This window comes from Thermosyntropha tengcongensis (genome assembly GCF_055381335.1).
Genome location: NZ_AP042437.1, coordinates 610,493 through 629,512, shown reverse-complemented (window position 1 = coordinate 629,512; position 19,020 = coordinate 610,493). Strand labels below are relative to the sequence as shown.

At 45.4% G+C, this 19,020-nt stretch carries 18 protein-coding genes and 1 riboswitch; of the genes, 5 read left to right on the top strand and 13 right to left on the bottom strand.

Annotation, left to right across the window (positions count from 1 at the left end):
• Positions 1-14 precede the first annotated feature (14 nt).
• The gene (locus tag ACZ42E_RS03045; RefSeq protein WP_464892986.1) at positions 15-1,391 is read right to left on the bottom strand and encodes a TrpB-like pyridoxal phosphate-dependent enzyme; all 1,377 of its coding nucleotides are present in this window, start codon (positions 1,389-1,391) and stop codon (positions 15-17) included.
• A gap of 133 nt (positions 1,392-1,524) precedes the next feature.
• Positions 1,525-1,635: riboswitch (TPP riboswitch) on the top strand.
• A gap of 62 nt (positions 1,636-1,697) precedes the next feature.
• On the opposite strand from ACZ42E_RS03045, the gene ACZ42E_RS03040 reads away from it, so the two are divergent.
• Genes ACZ42E_RS03040 through ACZ42E_RS03025 form a run of 4 tightly spaced genes read left to right on the top strand, consistent with a single transcriptional unit; the run spans position 1,698 to position 4,462 of the window.
• Positions 1,698-1,988: a thiamine-binding protein gene (locus ACZ42E_RS03040; RefSeq protein ID WP_464892985.1), complete on the top strand. Its 291-nt coding sequence runs from the start codon at positions 1,698-1,700 to the stop codon at positions 1,986-1,988.
• Positions 1,960-2,730, top strand: coding sequence for an ABC transporter permease (locus tag ACZ42E_RS03035; RefSeq protein WP_464892984.1), 771 nt, complete (start codon positions 1,960-1,962; stop codon positions 2,728-2,730). The genes ACZ42E_RS03040 and ACZ42E_RS03035 overlap by 29 nt, the downstream gene beginning before the upstream one ends.
• Before the next feature lie 36 nt (positions 2,731-2,766).
• Entirely contained in the window at positions 2,767-3,729 is a 963-nt protein-coding gene (locus ACZ42E_RS03030) for an ABC transporter substrate-binding protein (RefSeq protein ID WP_464892983.1), read from the top strand.
• Positions 3,730-3,745: 16 nt separating this feature from the next.
• A complete protein-coding gene (locus ACZ42E_RS03025) occupies positions 3,746-4,462 on the top strand; it encodes an ABC transporter ATP-binding protein (protein WP_464892982.1) in 717 nt (238 codons plus the stop codon).
• 22 nt (positions 4,463-4,484) lie between these two features.
• Here the strand turns inward: ACZ42E_RS03025 and ACZ42E_RS03020 are convergent, their stop codons facing one another.
• From ACZ42E_RS03020 to ACZ42E_RS02965, 12 genes are all read right to left on the bottom strand, one after another.
• A complete protein-coding gene (locus ACZ42E_RS03020; RefSeq protein WP_464892981.1) occupies positions 4,485-5,480 on the bottom strand; it encodes an acyl-CoA dehydratase activase in 996 nt (331 codons plus the stop codon).
• 31 nt (positions 5,481-5,511) lie between these two features.
• On the bottom strand, positions 5,512-6,615 hold the full coding sequence (locus tag ACZ42E_RS03015) for a 2-hydroxyacyl-CoA dehydratase (RefSeq protein WP_464892980.1): 1,104 nt from the start codon (positions 6,613-6,615) through the stop codon (positions 5,512-5,514).
• Positions 6,587-7,573 (bottom strand): acyl-CoA dehydratase activase-related protein, encoded by a 987-nt coding sequence (locus ACZ42E_RS03010; protein WP_464892979.1) that lies wholly within the window; start codon positions 7,571-7,573, stop codon positions 6,587-6,589. Before ACZ42E_RS03010 ends, ACZ42E_RS03015 begins: the two co-directional genes overlap by 29 nt.
• A 3-nt stretch (positions 7,574-7,576) precedes the next feature.
• Positions 7,577-9,076, bottom strand: a complete 1,500-nt coding sequence (locus tag ACZ42E_RS03005) for a spore germination protein (protein WP_464892978.1) — start codon at positions 9,074-9,076, stop codon at positions 7,577-7,579.
• Positions 9,077-9,101: 25 nt separating this feature from the next.
• Complete coding sequence (spoVAE, locus tag ACZ42E_RS03000) at positions 9,102-9,461, bottom strand: stage V sporulation protein AE (protein WP_464892977.1); 360 nt, start codon at positions 9,459-9,461, stop codon at positions 9,102-9,104.
• Between the two features lie 17 nt (positions 9,462-9,478).
• Positions 9,479-10,489 (bottom strand): stage V sporulation protein AD, encoded by a 1,011-nt coding sequence (spoVAD, locus tag ACZ42E_RS02995; RefSeq protein ID WP_464892976.1) that lies wholly within the window; start codon positions 10,487-10,489, stop codon positions 9,479-9,481.
• Between the two features lie 19 nt (positions 10,490-10,508).
• Positions 10,509-10,973: a stage V sporulation protein AC gene (spoVAC, locus tag ACZ42E_RS02990; RefSeq protein ID WP_464892975.1), complete on the bottom strand. Its 465-nt coding sequence runs from the start codon at positions 10,971-10,973 to the stop codon at positions 10,509-10,511.
• A 156-nt stretch (positions 10,974-11,129) separates the two neighbouring features.
• Complete coding sequence (locus ACZ42E_RS02985) at positions 11,130-11,816, bottom strand: DUF554 domain-containing protein (protein WP_464892974.1); 687 nt, start codon at positions 11,814-11,816, stop codon at positions 11,130-11,132.
• 14 nt (positions 11,817-11,830) lie between these two features.
• Entirely contained in the window at positions 11,831-13,813 is a 1,983-nt protein-coding gene (ligA, locus tag ACZ42E_RS02980) for an NAD-dependent DNA ligase LigA (RefSeq protein ID WP_464892973.1), read from the bottom strand.
• Between the two features lie 24 nt (positions 13,814-13,837).
• On the bottom strand, positions 13,838-15,931 hold the full coding sequence (locus ACZ42E_RS02975; RefSeq protein WP_464892972.1) for an ATP-dependent helicase: 2,094 nt from the start codon (positions 15,929-15,931) through the stop codon (positions 13,838-13,840).
• A gap of 62 nt (positions 15,932-15,993) precedes the next feature.
• Positions 15,994-16,437, bottom strand: coding sequence for a nucleoside recognition domain-containing protein (locus ACZ42E_RS02970; protein ID WP_464892971.1), 444 nt, complete (start codon positions 16,435-16,437; stop codon positions 15,994-15,996).
• A gap of 14 nt (positions 16,438-16,451) precedes the next feature.
• The gene (locus tag ACZ42E_RS02965; RefSeq protein WP_464892970.1) at positions 16,452-16,928 is read right to left on the bottom strand and encodes a nucleoside recognition domain-containing protein; all 477 of its coding nucleotides are present in this window, start codon (positions 16,926-16,928) and stop codon (positions 16,452-16,454) included.
• 168 nt (positions 16,929-17,096) lie between these two features.
• On the opposite strand from ACZ42E_RS02965, the gene ACZ42E_RS02960 reads away from it, so the two are divergent.
• The gene (locus tag ACZ42E_RS02960; RefSeq protein ID WP_464892969.1) at positions 17,097-19,004 is read left to right on the top strand and encodes a CHASE2 domain-containing protein; all 1,908 of its coding nucleotides are present in this window, start codon (positions 17,097-17,099) and stop codon (positions 19,002-19,004) included.
• Positions 19,005-19,020: the final 16 nt, after the last annotated feature.

The window sequence follows — 19,020 nt, the reverse complement described above, 5'->3', positions numbered from 1 at the left end:
CTGCCCTTTTTATATTACCTGTACTCTTCCGGTACTTGCGGCAGATCTTTAAGGCTCTCCCTCAGCTCTTCATCCGAAAATTCTATATCTTCGGTTTCTCCGGAAAGGTACATATCATAGGAATACAAATCCAGATAACCATGTCCGCTCAAATTAAATACAATACACTTAGAAACCCCTTCTTCTTTAGCCTTTAAAGCTTCATCAATCGCTACCCTCACTGCGTGGGCAGATTCAGGAGCCGGCACAATACCCTCATGCTGGGCAAAAAGGAGGGCTGCTTCAAAAGTAGGATTCTGTTTTACAGCTACCGCTTCCAAAAGGCCGTCATGATAAAGCTGGCTTACCAGCGGTGATTCTCCATGATACCTTAACCCTCCTGCGTGAATGCCGGAAGGAGTAAAATTATGGCCCAGGGTATACATCTTGGTAACCGGTACCAGTCCAGCTGAATCACCATAATCATAGGCAAAAACGCCTTTGGTTAAGGTAGGACAGGCAGCCGGTTCTACCGCTACCAGCCGCACTTTTTTGCCTGCCAGTTTGTCAGGTATAAAAGGAAACGCAATGCCGGCAAAATTGCTTCCCCCACCGCAGCAGCCTATAACTACATCAGGATATTCATCTACCATTTCGAGCTGCATTTTGACTTCCTGCCCTATTACCGTCTGGTGCAAACATACATGATTCAATACACTGCCCAGGGAATAGTTGGTGTCATCCCTCTTTAAAGCTTCTTCTACCGCTTCACTTATAGCAATAGCCAGAGTACCAGGGCTGTCAGGATTTTTAGCCAGTACATCCCTTCCGCTCTGGGTAAGTTCACTTGGGCTCGGTACGCACCTGCCGCCATAAAGTTCCATAATAGAGCGGCGATAAGGTTTCTGATAATAGCTTACCTTTACCATATATATCATGGCTTCCAGCCCGAAAAGCCTGCAGGCCAGAGCCAGAGCAGTTCCCCACTGGCCAGCTCCCGTTTCGGTAGTTATCCTTTTAATGCCCTGCTTTTTATTGTAATAAACCTGAGCTAAAGCAGAATTAAGCTTATGGCTCCCTACCGGGCTTACCCCTTCATATTTGTAATAAATGCGGGCAGGAGTATCCAGCGCTTTTTCCAAACCCCTTGCCCTGTATAAAGGGGAAGGACGGTATTTCTTATAGTGTTCCCTTACCTCTTCCGGAATTTCAATATATCTTTCCGTAGAAACCTCCTGCATTATAAGCTCGCGGGCAAAAATAGGTTCCAAATCAGCAGGAGCAAGAGGCTTTAAAGTCTTTGGATTTAACCCGGGAGCTAAAGGATTGGGCATGTCAGCCTGTACATTGTACCAGAACTTGGGGAGCTTCTCCTCAGGCAGGATAATCTTGGTGAGCTCTTCTCTACTCATCTTACCTACTCTCCTCTCAGCAGATTAATCAAATAAGAGATAAATTAAGTTTAGCATATAAATATACAGCCTTACAATACCGCGCAAATTTTTATTGACTTTATTTTTAATAAGAGATACAATTATCCCCAAACTTAATAATAAGGGGAGCTGGACCTTTCCGGCTGAGAGTGGGTGAAATGGAGCCCTGACCCTGGAACCTGATCTGGGTAATGCCAGCGTAGGGAAAATGGCTATACAGGCTGCTTATTACCCTTTTTAGCTGGTATAAGCAGCTTACTTATTTTCAAAAGGAGGTTGTCTAAAATGGCAGAAGCCCATTTAAGCCTTAAAATTCTGCCGGTAGTCGAAGAAAGCCGCATATATGAAATGGTAGACAAGGTAATACAGCTCATAATAAACTCAGGTTTAAATTATGTAGTCGGCCCTTCCGAGACTACTGTGGAAGGGGATCTCGACACCCTGCTGGAACTGGTCAAAAAAGCCAACCAGGTATGTATAGAAAACGGGGTTCCCCGGGTAGTATCAGTAATAACTATCGACTATAAGCCAGACGGAGTGACTATTGATGAAAAAATCAGCAAATACCGCCCATAGGCTGGCTCCATTGATAACTATTGCCCTGCTGCTTTTTTTCTGGGAAACAGCCGTAAGATTATGCGATATTAAACCCTGGATCCTTCCTGGACCGCTGGCTGTCATAAATGCACTCGCAAAAGAAAAGGAACTTCTCCTCATGCATACGGCAGCCACGCTGGGAGAAGCCTTGAGCGGTTTTTTAATCTCCATACTGCTGGCATTAGTGATAGGCATCATACTCAATCACAGTAAATTTTTAAACCGTGCCGTATATCCCCTGCTTATCATATCCCAGACTATCCCTCTTATAGTCCTGGCAGTCCTTTTTACCATATGGTTTGGCTGGGGAATAACGCCCAAAATAATAATAGTAGTGCTGGTATGCTTTTTCCCTATCACCATCAATTTCATGGAAGGCATAAGCTCGGTAGACCCGGATCAGATAAACCTTTTCCGCTCCATGGGGGCAAGCGATTTCGCCATTTTCCGCATGGTAAAGTTCCCTTCAGCCCTTCCCGCTTTCTTTTCCGGCTTGCGAATCGCCGCTACTTACAGCGTAATGGCAGCCGTAATCGGGGAATGGCTGGGAGCCCAGAAAGGATTAGGGTATTTTATGACCTTGAAGCAGAAAAGCTTTGCTATCGATGAAGTGCTGGCTGCTGTAGTTATTATCTGCTTTTTAAGCTTTCTCCTGGTAAAAATAATCGACTTTATGGAATATATACTGCTCCCCTGGACTCAGATAGAAGAAATATTCTAGATCTAGAGGAGGGATAAAATGCGCTCCAAAACCGCAATGTTTTTAATTTTTCTTCTGATAGTCAGTCTGCTGCCCGGCTGCGGAAAAAAAGCAGAAGAAAATGACCTTACCCAGGTTACCGTCATACTGGACTGGTTTCCCAACACCAATCATACCGGCCTTTATGTAGCCAAAGAAAAAGGATTTTATGCAGAGGAAGGACTAGATGTAAAAATAGTAAATCCGGGCGAAGGAGGGACTGCCCAGCTTATAGCCGCAAATAAGGGGGATTTCGGCATAAGCTATCAGGAAGAAGTAACCTATGCCCGTTCCCAAAATATCCCGGTAGTAGCGCTGGCAGCTGTTATACAGCATAATACTTCCGGCTTTGCGTCGCCAGCAGACAGAAACATCAAAACCCCCAGAGACTTTGAAAACAAAACTTATGGGGGCTGGGGCTCTCCCATGGAAAGTGCCATGATAAAAGCCCTGATGGATAAATATGGGGCAGATTTCAGCAAAGTTAACATGATAAATATAGGCTCAGCCGACTTTTTTACCAGCATAGAAAAAGACATTGATTTTGCCTGGATATACTACGGATGGACAGGAATAGAAGCCGAGCTAAAGAATATCCCTCTTAATTTCATAAAACTGCGCGATGAACATGAAGCGCTTGATTTCTATACTCCGGTCATTATAACCAGTGAGGATAAAATTAAAAACCACCCGGAACTGGTAAAAAAGTTTATGCGGGCAACTTCCCGCGGTTATAAATTTGCCATAGAAAATCCACAGGAAGCAGCTGACATACTTCTTAAAGCAGCTCCCGAACTTAATCCCGAGCTGGTAAAGAAAAGCCAGCAGTATCTTGCCCGCGAATACCAGGCTGATGCTCCCCGCTGGGGAGAAATGAAACTGGAGGTATGGAAAAAATATGCCGATTTTATGTATCAAAATAAACTTATAAAGAAAAACATCAAGCCATCTGAAGCTTTCACCAATGAATTTTTGCCATAAAAGAGGAGTTTTTAACATGGCCAAACTGGAAGCTGTGAACATCTGCAAAACCCTGGATGGGCTTTATACTCTGGATAATATATCAATACACCTTGAAGAACAGGAACTGGCAGTTATTTTAGGCCCCAGCGGATGCGGCAAAAGCACCCTTTTTCACATCATATCCGGGCTCATAAGTCCGGATAAAGGCAAAATAATTATTGACGGATGTGACTTTACCGGCAAAACCGGGCGGGTAGGCTACATGCAGCAGAAAGACCTTCTGCTCCCTTTCCGCACTGTTCTTGACAATATTGCCATCCCTCTGGTGTTAAAAGGAGCAAGCTGGAAAGAAGCCAGAACGCAGGCAAAACCTTATCTATCCCAGTTTGGGCTCAAGGAATTTGAAAACTACTACCCGCGCCAGCTTTCCGGCGGTATGAAGCAGAGGGCTGCCCTGCTCAGAACTTATCTTTTTGCCAGTGATATACTGCTTCTGGATGAGCCTTTTGCCGCCCTGGATGCCATAACCAGGCACAAAATGCAAAAGTGGCTTTTAGATTTGCGAAGCCAGTATAGGCCCAGCATCCTTTTCATAACCCACGACATCGAAGAAGCCTTGCTCCTGGCTGACCGCATCTATGTATTTTCTCCCCTGCCCGCCAGGGTAGTCGGGGAGTTTGTGACAAAAAACCGATCTGATGAAGAAAAAAATAAATTCAGAAAAGTGATACTAAACATCCTTGGCATGTAAAAAGCGGGGGATTTCCCCGCTTCTACACAACTTTCAGGTTTTCCCGGTACCGCTTGTTAAGCGAATTTTCCCATTTTCGGCAGCGGTCCCCCCAGTAAGCCAGAGGGATATCATCCCTTTTTATGCATACCACTTCACAAAGATTGGGGCACCCGCTGCATTCAAAACTTTTAGAAATAAAATCTCCGCTCAAGATAAAATCATCGCCCTTAAAAAGAGTTTTCACCCCATAGCCTTCTATATATTCCCTGGCCAGTATAGCTGCCCCTATGGCCCCCATGACATTATAATGTTCAGGCACCATTACCCGGCATCCCAAAAATTTCTCAAAAGCTTTCCTTAAGCCTATATTGGCAGCAACCCCTCCCTGAAAAACGACAGGCTCTGCTATCTTTTTCCCTTTGGCTACATTGTTCATGTAGTTTCTGACCAGGGCTTCACACAGGCCCATCAAAATATCTTCTACCGGATATCCCATCTGCTGTTTGTGAATCATGTCTGATTCGGCAAATACTCCACACCGTCCAGCTATCCGCACCGGCTGGGTAGAAGCAATCGCCTTCATTCCAAATTCTTCTATAGGTATATTGAGCCTGGCTGCCTGCTGGTCAAGAAAAGAGCCAGTCCCGGCTGCACATACCGTATTCATGGCAAAATCAACAACAATACCATTTTCCAGTATAATTATCTTGGAATCCTGCCCTCCGATTTCTATTATCGTCCTCACATCAGGGTAAAGATAAGAAGAAGCTACTGCATGAGCTGTAATCTCATTTTTTACTACATCTGCCCCCAGCAGTATACTGGCCAAATACCTGCCGCTGCCAGTAGTCCCTACTCCCCTTATATCGATTCTGGCATCCAGCCCTTCCTTCACTTTTAAATACCCTTCCCTTACTGCTCTGACTGGATTCCCCTGCGTACGAAGATAAACTTTTTTCCTAACCTTGCCGTTCTGGTCTATCAGGACAAAATTGCTGCTCACTGAACCTATATCGACACCTAAATAGCAGAGCAAAATACCGCACTCCTTTACCGTTATTTTTAAACTACCTGCTTAACGCCGCTCTTCTTTCACCTATTTTCTTGCGCCTTTTCAGCATATCAACAAAAGCTTCCAGTCTGGTAGCGATGCCAGCGGTAGCCGCGTGTTCATCAAAATACAAAGTCATACATGGAATATTCTCCCTGTCTTTCACCTCACCTAAAATCGACTGGGCTACAATTTCCGGCATACAGGTAAGAGGGCCTATCTGAATCACCCCATCATAGCCCCGGCGGGCAAAATCCACAGCTGAACCTACTGATTCCAGGCCATGTCCTCCTACCCAGTATTTAAGGTAAGGATGGGCACATTCAACAATATGTTTATGATCAGATTTTAAAAGGATACCTCCCAAAAGATGGTCATTAACCCAGCTGCTTGCATATATATTGCGGGTAACTTCAACATTCAGCCTTCCCAGATGATTTATAATATTATAATTAGAAGCCGGCTCCAGAACTGTATATATTTCCCCCAAAAGCCCAACCCTCAATATTTCTTCGCCGTGCATCTCACATCTTTCCAGTTCTTCGACATGCTCTTTTAAAGCCTCATCAACTTCTTCCCTGCTATCTGCCCTGTCTATAGCTTCCAAACAGTTTTCGTAAATTATTTCTGCCCGGTCTTTTTCTCTGGTCCGGGGCAAAAAATATTCCATCTTTCTTTCCATAACCTCTACCGCTCTCAATTTATGCCAGGCAAACTTTATAGCCCGGATTGCTTCCATAAAAGAGACATTTTCCGCCAGAGACCTGAGCTGGGAAAAAAGCTCTGATAACTTGAAATCGGGAGCTTCCAGGATGACCATCCTGAAATCATAACCCAAATCCCTCAATATCTCCCTTTCCACCTGAGCATAATAACCAAAACGGCAGGGTCCCCATCCCCCTGCCATCACAATAGTATCTGCCCCCCTGGCCATAGCTTCCAGAAAATTGCCCACATTTATTTTAAGCGGCATACAGGCAAACTCTGGTGAATACTTAACCCCCAGCTCAATAGTATTTTTGGTAATTGGAGGAGGCGGCACCACCTCCAGCTTAAGCCCTTTTAAAAGCGCTTTTATGGCAATACCTGTATTACCCATAGCAGGGTAGGTTACCTTCATCCCATTTCTTCCTCCTTGCCAGCATATCGCAAAATGCTTCCAAACGCGTAACTACTCCGCCTTCTCCGGTATGTTCATCAACGGTAAGCAGCATAAAAGGCTTCCTTACCCGGCGTTCAATAATTTCCCCAACAAGCGAATCCGGACCGCATCCAAAACACGCTACATATATAATCCCGTCAATATCCGGGGATTTGTCCATATGTAGAGCACTGCCCACCATTTTACGCCCCAGAGTCCAGAAAACCCGTTTAGGGAGGCTGGCGGCCTCTTTTTCTATCTCTTCCGTTTTTATATGTTCAGACAGCCAAACTTTTACCCCCATGTCCCTCAACTTTTTTACAACCGCCATACTTATAAAATCATCATACAAAGAGTAGCCATGTCCCAAAACCCCTACATTAAGGCTATCATGCGAAGGCAGAGAAACATCCTGTCCCTCCCACACCTTTATGGCTTCAGCACGGGTATAGCCTTGCCTAAGCAAAATACGGTATGAGTAATATTCTCCAAGGGCATAATCATAGGCCTGCCTGATAGATTTTCCGTTAATATTTAAAATCTTGCCCCATCTGGAAAGTTCTGACTTAAAGCTTTTGTCATTGCGGCTTAAATCAATTGTTATGTCAATAATCGGCGGCAAATCCTTTATACCTGCCCTTATCATGTCAGGAATGCCCATAAATTTTGGGCATATGTAGCTCCTGGGCTCTATACTCACCAGACGGGGCAAAAATATATAATCTACCCCTTTATCCTTAAGCTCATTCACATGCCCGTAATAAACCTTAATGGGAAAACAGGCTTCATCGACGGCCAGAGTAACCCCCTTATCTACTGTCTTTTTGCTGGTGGGAGATGAACTTATCACTGTAAATCCCAAAAAGCTGAAAAAAGCCTTCCAGAGAGGATAATAATAGTAGTAAAACAGCCCCTGTGGAATACCTACTTTTTTCATAATCTACTTCCTCCTCTTAAAAGCCACTTCAGGCTGCCTTCTTATATCCCTGGTTTTCAAAGCCTCCGGCCTTATATCCTGCACCGAAATAGGGGAACGTATCAATATGCTCTTTAATGCCCGGTAATTAAAAGGAATTAAAGGCCATAAATACGGAACATTAAAAGATTTGGTCAAAACCAGAAGCAAAAACACCAATCCCGCTGTGACTAAAAGTCCTGGCAGTTTTAAAAACCCTACCCCCAGCAGCATAAACAAGCGAGCCAGGCGATTGGCCTGCGCCAGTTCGTAGCTGGGAGTGGAAAAGGTGCCGACAGCTACAATAGCGGTATATATAATCACTTCCGGCACCAGAAGCCCAATCTGTACCGCAATATCACCTATAAGCAGAGCCGCTATTACACCCAGAGCAGTCGCCAGAGGGGAAGGGGTATGGATAGCTGCCATACGCATGAGATCCAGAGCTACTTCCCCAATAAGAAATTGTATAAAAATAGGCACCTCCCCCACCTTCTTGGGCCCTATGAAATCAAGCGCCTCAGGCAAAAGTTCAGGGGAAAGCGCAAAAAGAAGCCATAAAGGAGTAACAACAACTGAGGCAATAATAGCCAGAAACCTTACCAGCCTCACATAAACGCCTATCGCCGGATTCTGCCGGTATTCCTCCACATGCTGTATATGGTGGAAAAAAGTAGCCGGTAAAATCATGACACTGGGTGAAGTATCTACCAGCACCAGGATATGCCCTTCAAAAAGGTGGGCCGCTGCCACATCCGGTCTTTCTGTATATCTTACCCGGGGGAACGGATTCCATACACTTCCCGGGACAATAAGCTCTTCCAGTGATTTTTCAGCCATAGGGATGGCGTCTATTTCAATCTCTTCGATTCTTTTTATAACTTCTGCCACCAGTTCGGGATTAGCCACATCCTCCAGATAGGATATGCATATATCCGTCTTCGACCTGCGTCCCACATTTACCAGCCGGTTTCTAAGCTTGGGATCCCTTACCCGTCTTCTTATAAGGGCCGTATTAAAAACAATCGTTTCCGTAAAACCATCACGGGAGCCGCGCACTACCCTTTCAATATCCGGCTCTTCCGGACTCCTTGCCGGATAGGTTCTGGCATCTATAACCAGGGCTTCTGCAAGCCCATCAATGAGAAGGATAATCGTTCCGGAGAGGAGCATCAAAAGGAGATTATCGACCTTATTCTCCTTATTCATTTCGATATACGGAATATAGGTTTCCAGCTTACTTAAAAAGTCATCCTGCCACATTTCTTCTTCGTATTCCAGAATAGACAGGCTCTGCATTATCTCAGTCAAAATATCATCTTTGACAAACCCGTCAATTGCGATAAAGGCTCCCCGGCGGTCAGCTATTTTAAAAAGGCGGACAATTACATCAAAACTTTCTTCCGCTCCCAGCTCTTTTTTGAAAAATTCCAGGTTTTTATCCAGATTTTTGTCTATATAAAGGTGTTGTTCTCTCTTAAACACTCTTCTAACTTCCTTTCTTCCCCTTTTATCCTTTAGGATTAAATATAACCGCAGCAATATAGCCAAAAATAACTGCTGCTGTTATACCGGCAGCTGCCGCTTCTATCCCCCCGCTGAAAGCCCCCAAAAGCCCCTTTTGTTCTACAGCTTTTAAAGTCCCCTGGGTTAAAAGATGTCCAAAACCGGAAAGAGGTATAGTTGCCCCGGCGCCCCCCATTTCTACCAGGGGCTGGTAAAGGCCTAAACCGCTCAAAATAGCTCCTGAAGTTATGTAGCCTACTAAAATATGTCCCGGCGTAATCTGCGCTTTGGTCAAATCCATAATAAGCTGGCCAATGACACATAAAATTCCGCCCACTATAAAAGCCATATACCAGGGTACCATTCTATAATTACCTCCTCCTAATTCATCTCAATAGCTACCGCATGAGCCACACAGGGAATACTTTCCCCCTGAAACATGGATGTGGGGCTCATTAAAGCGCCTGTCGCCACCAAAAGCAGTTTTTTTATACTTCCTTCCTGCATCTTTCTTAAGAAAGGCCCGCAGAGCATACAGGCAGCACATCCGCATCCGCTTCCCCCTGCATTGACATCCTGCTTTTCATCATAGAGCAGCACCCCGCAGTCGCTGTAAGAAGGTTTAGGGGTTATCCCTTTTGCCACAAAAAGCTCTTCCGCAATAGCTTTCCCTATCTTCCCCAAATCCCCGGTAACCACAAGGTCATAATAATCAGGACTCCTTTGCAGGTCATCAAAATGTGCCTTAATCGTATCTACAGCAGCAGGTGCCATCGCGCTCCCCATATTCGTCATATCCTTCTGCCCCATATCAACAACCCTGCCTACTGTAGCTGCTGTTACACGGGGTCCTGTCCCATCAGCCTTTAAAACTACAGCTCCCGCTGCTGTAGCTGTCCACTGCGAAGTAACCGTAGGCTGAACCCCCTGCTCGGTAGGGAAGCGGAACTGCCTTTCCGCTGTATGATGATGGCTGGAAGTAGCAGCAACTACCTTATTAAAAAACCCGCCGTCAATCAGCATAGCTCCCAAAAGCAGCGATTCTGCCATAGTCGAACAGGCTCCATAAAGGCCCAGTAAAGGCAGGTTCAAATCACGGGCTGCATAATTGGCGGAAATAGTTTGGTTTAACAAATCCCCAGCCAGTATAACTTCTATGTCATCTTCCCTCAAATTGGCCTTGTTTACTGCCATTTTAACAGCTTCCTTGAGCATCTTGCTCTCCGCTTTTTCCCAGGTCTTTTCCCCAAACATATAGTCAGGAAGCACCTGGTCAAAATAGCTGGCAAAAGGGCCTTTTCCCTCATCAGGCCCTACTATGCTGGCAAATGACGCAATAACCGGCGGATTTCCGAAGACTACCGTCTGCTTGCCTCTTTTTTTGCTCTGCATAAACTTTACCCCTTTTTCATCAGCTGTTCATAAAAACCTTGAGCAGCCCTATAAAAAGAGCCACTGCAAAACCAAAAACCAGAGTAGGCCCTGCTACACTGAAAATCCTGGCTCCTACCCCAAAGATATAACCTTCCCTCTTAAATTCCATGGCTGAAGCTACTATTGCATTGGCAAAGCCGGTAATCGGGACTATAGAACCAGCTCCTGCCCTTTTTCCCAGTTCATCATACACCCCAATCCCCGTAGCCAGAGCAGCCAGAAAAATCATGACTATCGATGTAAAGCTTGATGCATCCTGACGGCTCATGCCGATGCCCATAAAATAATTCTGGATGAGCTGTCCCAGCGTACATATAAGCCCTCCCACCACAAAAGCCCAGATGCAGTTTTTCAAAACCGGAGGTTTTGGCTTTATTCTGTTAACCAAATCCTCATATTCCTGTTCCTCTATCTTTTTCAGCTTCTGATTCTGCCCATCCATAATCTATCCATCCTCCTTACCTGAATATTATGGACACTAACAAAGGCTATTATTCTTTCCCGCCTATAAAAAATGAAACGCGTGAAACGCGGGGACGGTTCTCTGTTTCAAAATGAAACAGAGAACCGTCCCCGCGTTTCACAAACACAAAAACTTTTATAATATTAACATAAATACAGGCACCAGGAAGACAGCTGGAAGCATATTGGCCACCTTAATCCTTTTCAGCCCTACCAGATTTATTCCCAGCCCCATGATAAGCACCCCGCCAGTAGCCGTAATATTATTTATCATAGGGTCAGTAAGCAAAGGTTTTAATAGGCCAGCTGCCAGGCTTATGCTTCCCTGATACAAAAATACCGGAATAGCGGAGAACAAAACCCCTATCCCCATACTGGCAGCAAAAAGGAGAGAAAATATGCCATCCAGCATGGATTTTACAAGCAATATCTGATAATTGCCGGTAAGCCCGTCTTCCAGAGCCCCTATAATAGCCATAGCCCCCACACAAAACAAAAGGGTAGCTGATACAAAGCCTTTTACAAACCCGCTTTCCTCTTCTTTGCTGAACCTTTTTTCCAGCTTTTTTCCCAGGCCTTCCAATTTTTCTTCCCACCTGCGCCATTCACCAATTACAGCACCTGAAGCCAGGCTTACCCCAATCAGCGCATAATCTTCTCCTTTCAGGGCACACTGGATGCCGATAAGAATCACCAGTATCCCCAGGGCATCCTGCATGCTGTCTCTCATATTGTCCGGTATGCCTCTTTTCAGCAGCAATCCTGCAAATCCTGCAGCAATAATTGCTCCCGCATTAATAAAAGTCCCTGTCAACACCAGCACCTGCTTTCAATTAATTACTCCATCCCCAAAATCCTCAAAAACTCTTCTTCATTTACTACCGGAACCCCCAGTTCCAGTGCCTTTTGATATTTGCTGCCCGGATTTTCCCCTACCACCACCATATCGGTTTTGCGGCTTACACTCCCGGCAGCTTTGCCGCCTGCTCTTTCCACCAGCTCCTCGGCTTCCTTGCGGCTAAACCTGCTCAAAGTACCGGTTATAACCACCGTTTTTCCCTGTAAAACGCCGCCCGTACTTCTTTCTTCCTCTTCCCTGGTATTTACCCCCAGTTCTTTCAGACTATCAATCATGGCAATATTTTGGGGCTGGCTGAAAAAATGGATTATGCTTTCCGCCATCTTCTCCCCTACCTCAGGAATCTTGAGCAGCTCTTCTTTCGTAACCGCCGTAAACCCTTCAATATCCCTTATATAACCGGTCAAGGTTTTGGCCGTCCTGGCCCCTATATGTCTTATACCCAGAGCAGTTATCAAACGGTGCAGAGGCCTTTTTTTGCTCTCCTCAATGGCTGCTATCAGGTTGGACGCCGATTTTTTGCCCATTCTTTCCAAAGCGGCTATATCTTCAGCCTTCAGGCGGTATATATCATCTATGCTCTTTACCAATCCCCTGTCTACCAGCTGTTCAACTACTGCCGGCCCCATTCCTTCTATATCCATGGCATCCCGGGAAGCAAAAAAGATAAGGCTTTCCTTCAAACGCGCCGGACAGTTTATATTTTCACAGCGCACAGCCACTTCTTCATCTCTTTTCACTGCTTTGCTTCCACACACCGGGCAGTATTCCGGAATTTCTATTTCCTTTTCCCTGCCGGTTCTCTTTTCCTTGACCGGAGCGATGATTTCCGGAATTATATCCCCTGCCTTGTGGACAATCACCGTATCCCCAATGCGGATATCCTTTTCCCTGACCAGGTCGAAGTTGTGGAGGCTGGCCCGGCTTACCACCGTTCCCGCCAGGCTGACCGGCTCCAAAATGGCTGTTGGGGCAATAATCCCGGTTCTCCCCACATTTATCTCCACATCTTTTACCACTGTTTCCTTCTGTTCGGGAGGAAACTTAAAAGCTACTGCCCAGCGGGGGCTTTTGGCCGTAAAACCCAAAACTTCCCGGGGCGGGAAGGGATTAAGCTTTATCACCACCCCGTCTATCTCATAAGGCAGTTCATGCCTTTTTTCCTGATAAGCAAGGCAATATTCATATACCTCATCTATATCCCTGCACAGACGGCAGCAAGGATTGACCGGAAACCCCTGTTCTTTGAGAAAAGCCAGGGCTTCATCCTGAGATTTTATCTCTTTTCCTTCGATATAAAGGATGTCATAAACAAAAACAGATAAATTTCTCTTTTCCGTAATTCTGGGATCAAGCTGGCGCAAGGAACCTGCTGCCGCATTGCGGGGGTTGGCAAAAATCTTTTCCCCTTTTTCTTCTTTTTCCTGGTTAAGCCTCGCGAAAGCTTCTTTGGGCATATATATTTCCCCGCGCACTTCCAGGTTCAGCTTATCCTTGAGTTTAAGGGGAACCGCCTTTATCGTACGCACATTGGCCGTAACTTCTTCGCCGGTAAAGCCATCCCCCCGGGTGGCAGCCGCTGTCAGCAGCCCTTCTTTATAAACCAGGGCAATTGACACACCGTCAATCTTGAGTTCCGCCATATAGGAAGGATTATCTTCCACTTTCCTTACCCGGCGGTCAAACTCCCTTAAATCCTCCATGGAAAAGGCATTATCCAGACTCAAAAGGGGAATGCGATGCTGATAGGTGCCAAACTTGTCCAGAACTTCCCCACCCACCCGCTGGGTAGGGGAATCCGGGGTTACCAGTTCAGGGTATTTTTCTTCCAGTTCCTTCAATTCCTGCATCAGCCGGTCATATTCAGCATCACTAATAAGAGGGTCATCAAGCACATAATAATGGTAGTCATGTTTGCGGATTTCTTCCCGCAGTTTTTCGATATATTCTTTTACATCCACCTTATCTGCCTCCCTCTGTTTTCCTTACCCTATTTTCTCCAGAGGCGCAATATCTAAACGAAGCATTTTGGTGCCCGCCCATTCAAACTCTATAACCCCTATCTGCCCTTCCTCCATAAATCCAGTTACAATTCCCGTTCCAAACTTGGCATGACGGACCTTATCCCCTTCTTTCAGCCGGGAATTCATAAAGGCCCTCCTCTCTTCCGGTGTACACATAAGCTCTGGCGGGATTTCCTTCAAGAAACGGGAAGGCGGGTTATTCCGTTCATAGCCGTAAAGCAGCCGGCTTATGGCATTGGTAAGATAAAGCCTTTCCATAGCCCTGGTTATTCCCACATAGCAGATTCTTCTCTCTTCTTCAATCTCTTCCGGGCTCTCGCTGCGGTAGGAAGGAAACACCCCTTCTTCCATCCCGGTCATGAAAACCACCGGGAACTCCAAACCCTTGGCTCCATGGAAAGTCATAAGGAAAACTGTATCCTTATGGTCCATCTCATCCGCATCCTGCACCAGAGCCACCCTGGCCAGGAAATCTTCCAGCCTTCCGCCTTCTTCCCGCTCAAACTCAACCGCCAGGGACCTTAACTCGCGCAGGTTTTCAATCCTGGCTTCCGCCTCTTTGGGATCGCTTTTTTCCAGCTCTTCTATATATCCAGTCATGGCAAACACATTATCAATTATCTCTACCAGAGAAGCCCCGGAAAGGTTAAGATCAGCGAAAAACCTGACCATGCCGAAAAACTCTTCCAAAACCCCGGCCATTTTTTTGCCCATGCCCGGTATGGCATAAGGATCAGCCAGAACATCCAGTATCGGCAGGCTATTTTCTGCCGCGCAAGCTTCTATTTTTTCCAGCGTTTTTTCCCCGATTCCCCGGCGGGGGGCATTGATCACCCGGCGAAAACTTATAATATCACTGGGATTGCAGGCCAGTTTAAGATAAGCTATGATGTCTTTTATCTCCTTGCGCTGGTAAAACTTATAGGCGCCTATGATATGATAAGGTATACCCCTGGCCAGCAAAGCTTCTTCCAGAAGCCTTGACTGGGCATGGGTGCGGTAAAGCACCGCAAAATCACGGTAGCTTCTGTTTTCCCTGGCTACAAGCTCGGCAATAGTATCTGCCACAAAACGTGCTTCCTGGTAGCTGTCCCGGGCACAGAAGTGGATTATCTTTTCCCCTTCCTTTCTGGTCGTATAGAGGTTTTTCTCTTCCCGCTCCCGGTTATTCCTTATTACCGCATTGGCAGCTTCCAGTATATAGCTGGTGGAACGGTAATTCTGCTCCAGCTTTATCATCACCGCTTCCGGATAATCCTTCAAAAATCTCTTTATATTATAAGGCTCAGCCCCCCGCCAGCTGTATATAGACTGGTCAGGATCCCCCACCACAAATATGTTGCGGTGGGAAGAGGCCAAAAGATTAGCCCATACATACTGCGAATAATTGGTATCCTGGTATTCATCTATCATTATATAGCGGAACCAGTTCTGGTATTTTTCCAGAATCTCCGGTTTTTCCCGGAAAAGCCTTATACATAAAAGGATAAGGTCATCAAAATCCAGGGCATTAAGCTCTTTCAAGCGCGCATTATACATGCGGTAAAGCCGGTAATATTTTTCTTTTTCACTTTCTGGCAAAGCCAGATTCCTGAAATATTCTTCAGGAGAGACAAGCTTATTCTTTATCTGCTTAAAATGATAGAGGACAGCCTCCACCTTGGTTTCATAATCCCTTTCCCCTTTTAAAAGCTCTTTTAAAAGGGACTTGGCCTCTCCTTCATCCATGATGGAAAAATTCCGGTCATAGCCCAAAGCTTCTATATCCATTTTCAGTATCTTGTAGCAGGCGGCATGAAAAGTCTGAATCCACTGCCCGCTGTAATCAGGTATCATCCCGGCAATGCGGCTTCTCATCTCCTGCGCAGCCTTATTGGTAAAAGTTATAGCCAGAATAGAGTTGGGATGGGCTCCTTCATTGATCAGATTGGCTACCCGGCAGGTAAGCACCCGGGTTTTTCCGCTGCCTGCCCCTGCCAGCACCATACAGGGCCCTTCCCTGTGCATTACCGCCTTTTTCTGCTGTTCATTCAGGTTTTTTATTATATCAAGCATCTGCTTTAACCACCTTTGCCATTTTTAGTCAGCATATATTTTTCTATTCTATAATAACATAATTATTTTTCTATAAGGACAAACTTTGCCGTCAGGTAACATATTATCACTGCCAGCACTATACGGGCCAGAAGAATCGGTATCCACCTGGCACCGACGGCAGCAAAAAGCAGGGTATCCTCAAAAACAGAATGGCATATGACAAGAAACAGATTGATAATATATATTTCACGGTAAGTAAGCTTTCCTTCCTGGGCGCTGTTTATGATAAGCCCTCCCCCATAGCTTATGCCAAAAATAAGTCCGGCCATAATCGGCAGGCTGGCTTCCCGGGGAAGTCCGATAATCCTGGTTACCGGATAGGCAATAAAAGTAACCTTGTCCAGAAGCTTAAACTCCTTAAAAAGCTCAATAAACACCATGAGCGGAATGACGATAAGGGCAATCTGCCCCACACTCTTAAGGCTCCCAGCCAGAGCCTCCCCTGCTATATTTAAGGCTTCCAAGTTCCTTTCCTCCCTTATATTACCAGATTAAAAAATGCCCCCAGCATAAACGCCAGTATTATACGGGTCAAAACCAAAAAAGACGTCTTAATCCCTGTCATTCTGGAAATAGCCGTTTCCAGCGGCAAACTGTGCGCCATAAGCAAAATAGCAGCTATAACCGTTATCTCCTTTACATTCATATTAAGGGGAAGCATAGCCCCGATTGCTGCATATATGTTGATAAAAAAACCCAGAACTACAGGCAAAGAAGCTTCGCCTGGCAGCCCTACCAGCTTCATGAAGGGAGCCATAAAGTCTGAAATAAGCTTTAAAAACGGGGTATGTTTTATAAAAGTTATTATAAAATATACCGGCACCACTACTTTCGCCAGCCTGTAAGTCATGGCAATGCCGCTATTAAAGCCTCTCCTTAATGCCTCTGTCATCTTAAATCCCTGCTCCTTTTTGTTATCGGCAAAATCGACACATTCTCTAGAATAATAGTTCATCTGCCATTTAGCAAGCAAAACATTGTAACAGGGATAGATGTTTTTTCAAAAAATTATAAAAATAAAAATTTTTATATATGGCAATCATTTCTAAAGGAATTTATACAGCATAATCGAAAAAGGGGATTGGATAATTTTTCACTTTTTATCAAAAAGGAGCAAAAAAGAATGAAAATTCAATCTTTTAAAAGCATACTTTTACCTTTTATGCTGGGATTATCCGTGTTTATTTCCGCTCTCTTCGGCCTGTGGCAGGGAGTGGAGCTCAATATGTATGACAACTACTTCAAGCTGCGGGGAATAAAATCTCCCGGAGAAGATGTAGTCATAATAGCCATGGATGAAAAATCTATCGGCGAATTAGGCGCACTTCCCTGGCCGCGAAAATACCATGCAAATCTTTTGGACTATCTAGGCCAGGCCAAAGCTGTCGGTTTTGACCTGCTCTTTGATACCCCATCCCGGCTGGAAGATGATAATGCTCTAGCCCATGCCATAAAGCGACACGGCAGAGTAATTCTTGCTTCCATGTTCCGCTTTGAACAGAGGGAAAATGGAGAATGGCTGCAGCAGCTCTGCATACCCTGCGAACAGATGATTAAAAATGCCAGAGGTACTGGCTTTGTCAACCTTCCGGCTGACAAGGGCAACATAGTGCGAAAAACCACCCTGGTCGACACCAACACTTTCGGCCCTGAAAAGCCTATTCCCTCCTTCAGCCTGGCAGTAACCATGCTGGCTGAAAATATCGGCATGGATCAATTAGAAATAGAAGGAAATAATGTCAGGCTTGGCAATGTAAGTTTTCCCATAAATTCCGCCAACCAGATGTGGATAGACTTTTACGGGCCTTCCCGCACCTTTCCCACTTACAGCTATGTCGACGTTCTCAAGGGGAAAATAAGCCCGGAAAAATTCAAGGATAAAATCGTACTCATCGGCCTTTATACCCCGACAGTAAAAGAAGACTACTATGAAAACCCTTTTACGGAAGGCAACCTGGTACTGGCAGGCAAACTGCCGGTACCTGGCGTAGAAATCCATGCCTCAGCAATAAAGACCTATCTTGACCATTCCTGCTTCACCCCGGCCAGCTTTGGAGTCAACCTGGCCATAATCCTTTTGGCCGGTTTGTTAACTTTCTGGTTAACCTACCGCCGTCCGCCATGGCTGGGGCTTTTAAGCACAGTGCTCATAATCGCGGCGATATTTTCTGCTTCCTACTTATTGTGGGAGCACATGCATTACTGGATTTACTCAGCATCCCCGGCTGCCATGGCAGCAGCCTCCTATCTGGGCATTACAGTACAGGGATTTATTATGTCGGAAATAGAAAGGCAAAAAACTGTTGCCATGTTCAGCCGTTATGTTTCACCTGCCCTGGTTAAAGAAATACTCAAAATGGATGACCTGAAACTGGGAGGGGAAAAACGGGAAGTCACCATCATGTTTGCTGACATCAGGGGCTTTACGGCTTACAGCGAAAACCGGGATCCAGAAGAGGTTATCTCCCGGCTGAATGAATACCTGACAGTCATGACCCGTTCCATATTGGCTCATGGAGGAACCCTTGACAAATACCTGGGCGACGGCCTTATGGCTTTCTTCGGCGCCCCGGTTCCCATGCCTGACCATGCAGGAGAGGCTGTAAAAACAGCTATTGAAATAGAAGAAAAAATAGCTGAGCTTAATGAAAAATGGGCAAAAAAAGGAGGTGAACCGCTTCTTATCGCTATCGGCATAAACAGCGGCCAGGTTGTAGTAGGCAATGTGGGAAGCAAAGAGCGTATGGACTATACAGTCATAGGGGAAGATGTCAACCTGGCATCCCGCATGGAAGCATTAAGCAAGCTTTTTAAAACCCTTATCGTAATCTCCGAACGCTCTTACAACCTGGTTAAAGATGAAAGCCTCAAAGAAAAACTTTACTATCTGGGAGAAGAAAAAGTAAAAGGGTTCAGCAAGCCTGTTGCCTGCTACTCAGTAAAAAATCTGGATATATCATTCATCCCTGCCAGCGACCCGGGCTTTAAAAATAGCCAAAAAACAGTTTCATCATATTATCTTGGGGGGTAATAGAGAAAGTAAAAAG

What these genes read in the sequence shown, in the direction of transcription:
- ACZ42E_RS02965 (WP_464892970.1), bottom strand. Translation starts at nt 16,928, where the DNA reads ATGAACTATTATTCTAGAGAATGTGTCGATTTTGCCGATAACAAAAAG.
- ACZ42E_RS03045 (WP_464892986.1), bottom strand. Translation starts at nt 1,391, where the DNA reads ATGAGTAGAGAAGAGCTCACCAAGATTATCCTGCCTGAGGAGAAGCTC.
- ACZ42E_RS03015 (WP_464892980.1), bottom strand. Translation starts at nt 6,615, where the DNA reads ATGAAGGTAACCTACCCTGCTATGGGTAATACAGGTATTGCCATAAAA.
- ACZ42E_RS02960 (WP_464892969.1), top strand. Translation starts at nt 17,097, where the DNA reads ATGAAAATTCAATCTTTTAAAAGCATACTTTTACCTTTTATGCTGGGA.
- ACZ42E_RS03010 (WP_464892979.1), bottom strand. Translation starts at nt 7,573, where the DNA reads ATGAAAAAAGTAGGTATTCCACAGGGGCTGTTTTACTACTATTATTAT.
- ACZ42E_RS03030 (WP_464892983.1), top strand. Translation starts at nt 2,767, where the DNA reads ATGTTTTTAATTTTTCTTCTGATAGTCAGTCTGCTGCCCGGCTGCGGA.
- spoVAD (WP_464892976.1), bottom strand. Translation starts at nt 10,489, where the DNA reads ATGCAGAGCAAAAAAAGAGGCAAGCAGACGGTAGTCTTCGGAAATCCG.
- spoVAC (WP_464892975.1), bottom strand. Translation starts at nt 10,973, where the DNA reads ATGGATGGGCAGAATCAGAAGCTGAAAAAGATAGAGGAACAGGAATAT.
- ACZ42E_RS02975 (WP_464892972.1), bottom strand. Translation starts at nt 15,931, where the DNA reads ATGCTTGATATAATAAAAAACCTGAATGAACAGCAGAAAAAGGCGGTA.
- spoVAE (WP_464892977.1), bottom strand. Translation starts at nt 9,461, where the DNA reads ATGGTACCCTGGTATATGGCTTTTATAGTGGGCGGAATTTTATGTGTC.
- ACZ42E_RS03025 (WP_464892982.1), top strand. Translation starts at nt 3,746, where the DNA reads ATGGCCAAACTGGAAGCTGTGAACATCTGCAAAACCCTGGATGGGCTT.
- ACZ42E_RS03040 (WP_464892985.1), top strand. Translation starts at nt 1,698, where the DNA reads ATGGCAGAAGCCCATTTAAGCCTTAAAATTCTGCCGGTAGTCGAAGAA.
- ACZ42E_RS03035 (WP_464892984.1), top strand. Translation starts at nt 1,960, where the DNA reads ATGAAAAAATCAGCAAATACCGCCCATAGGCTGGCTCCATTGATAACT.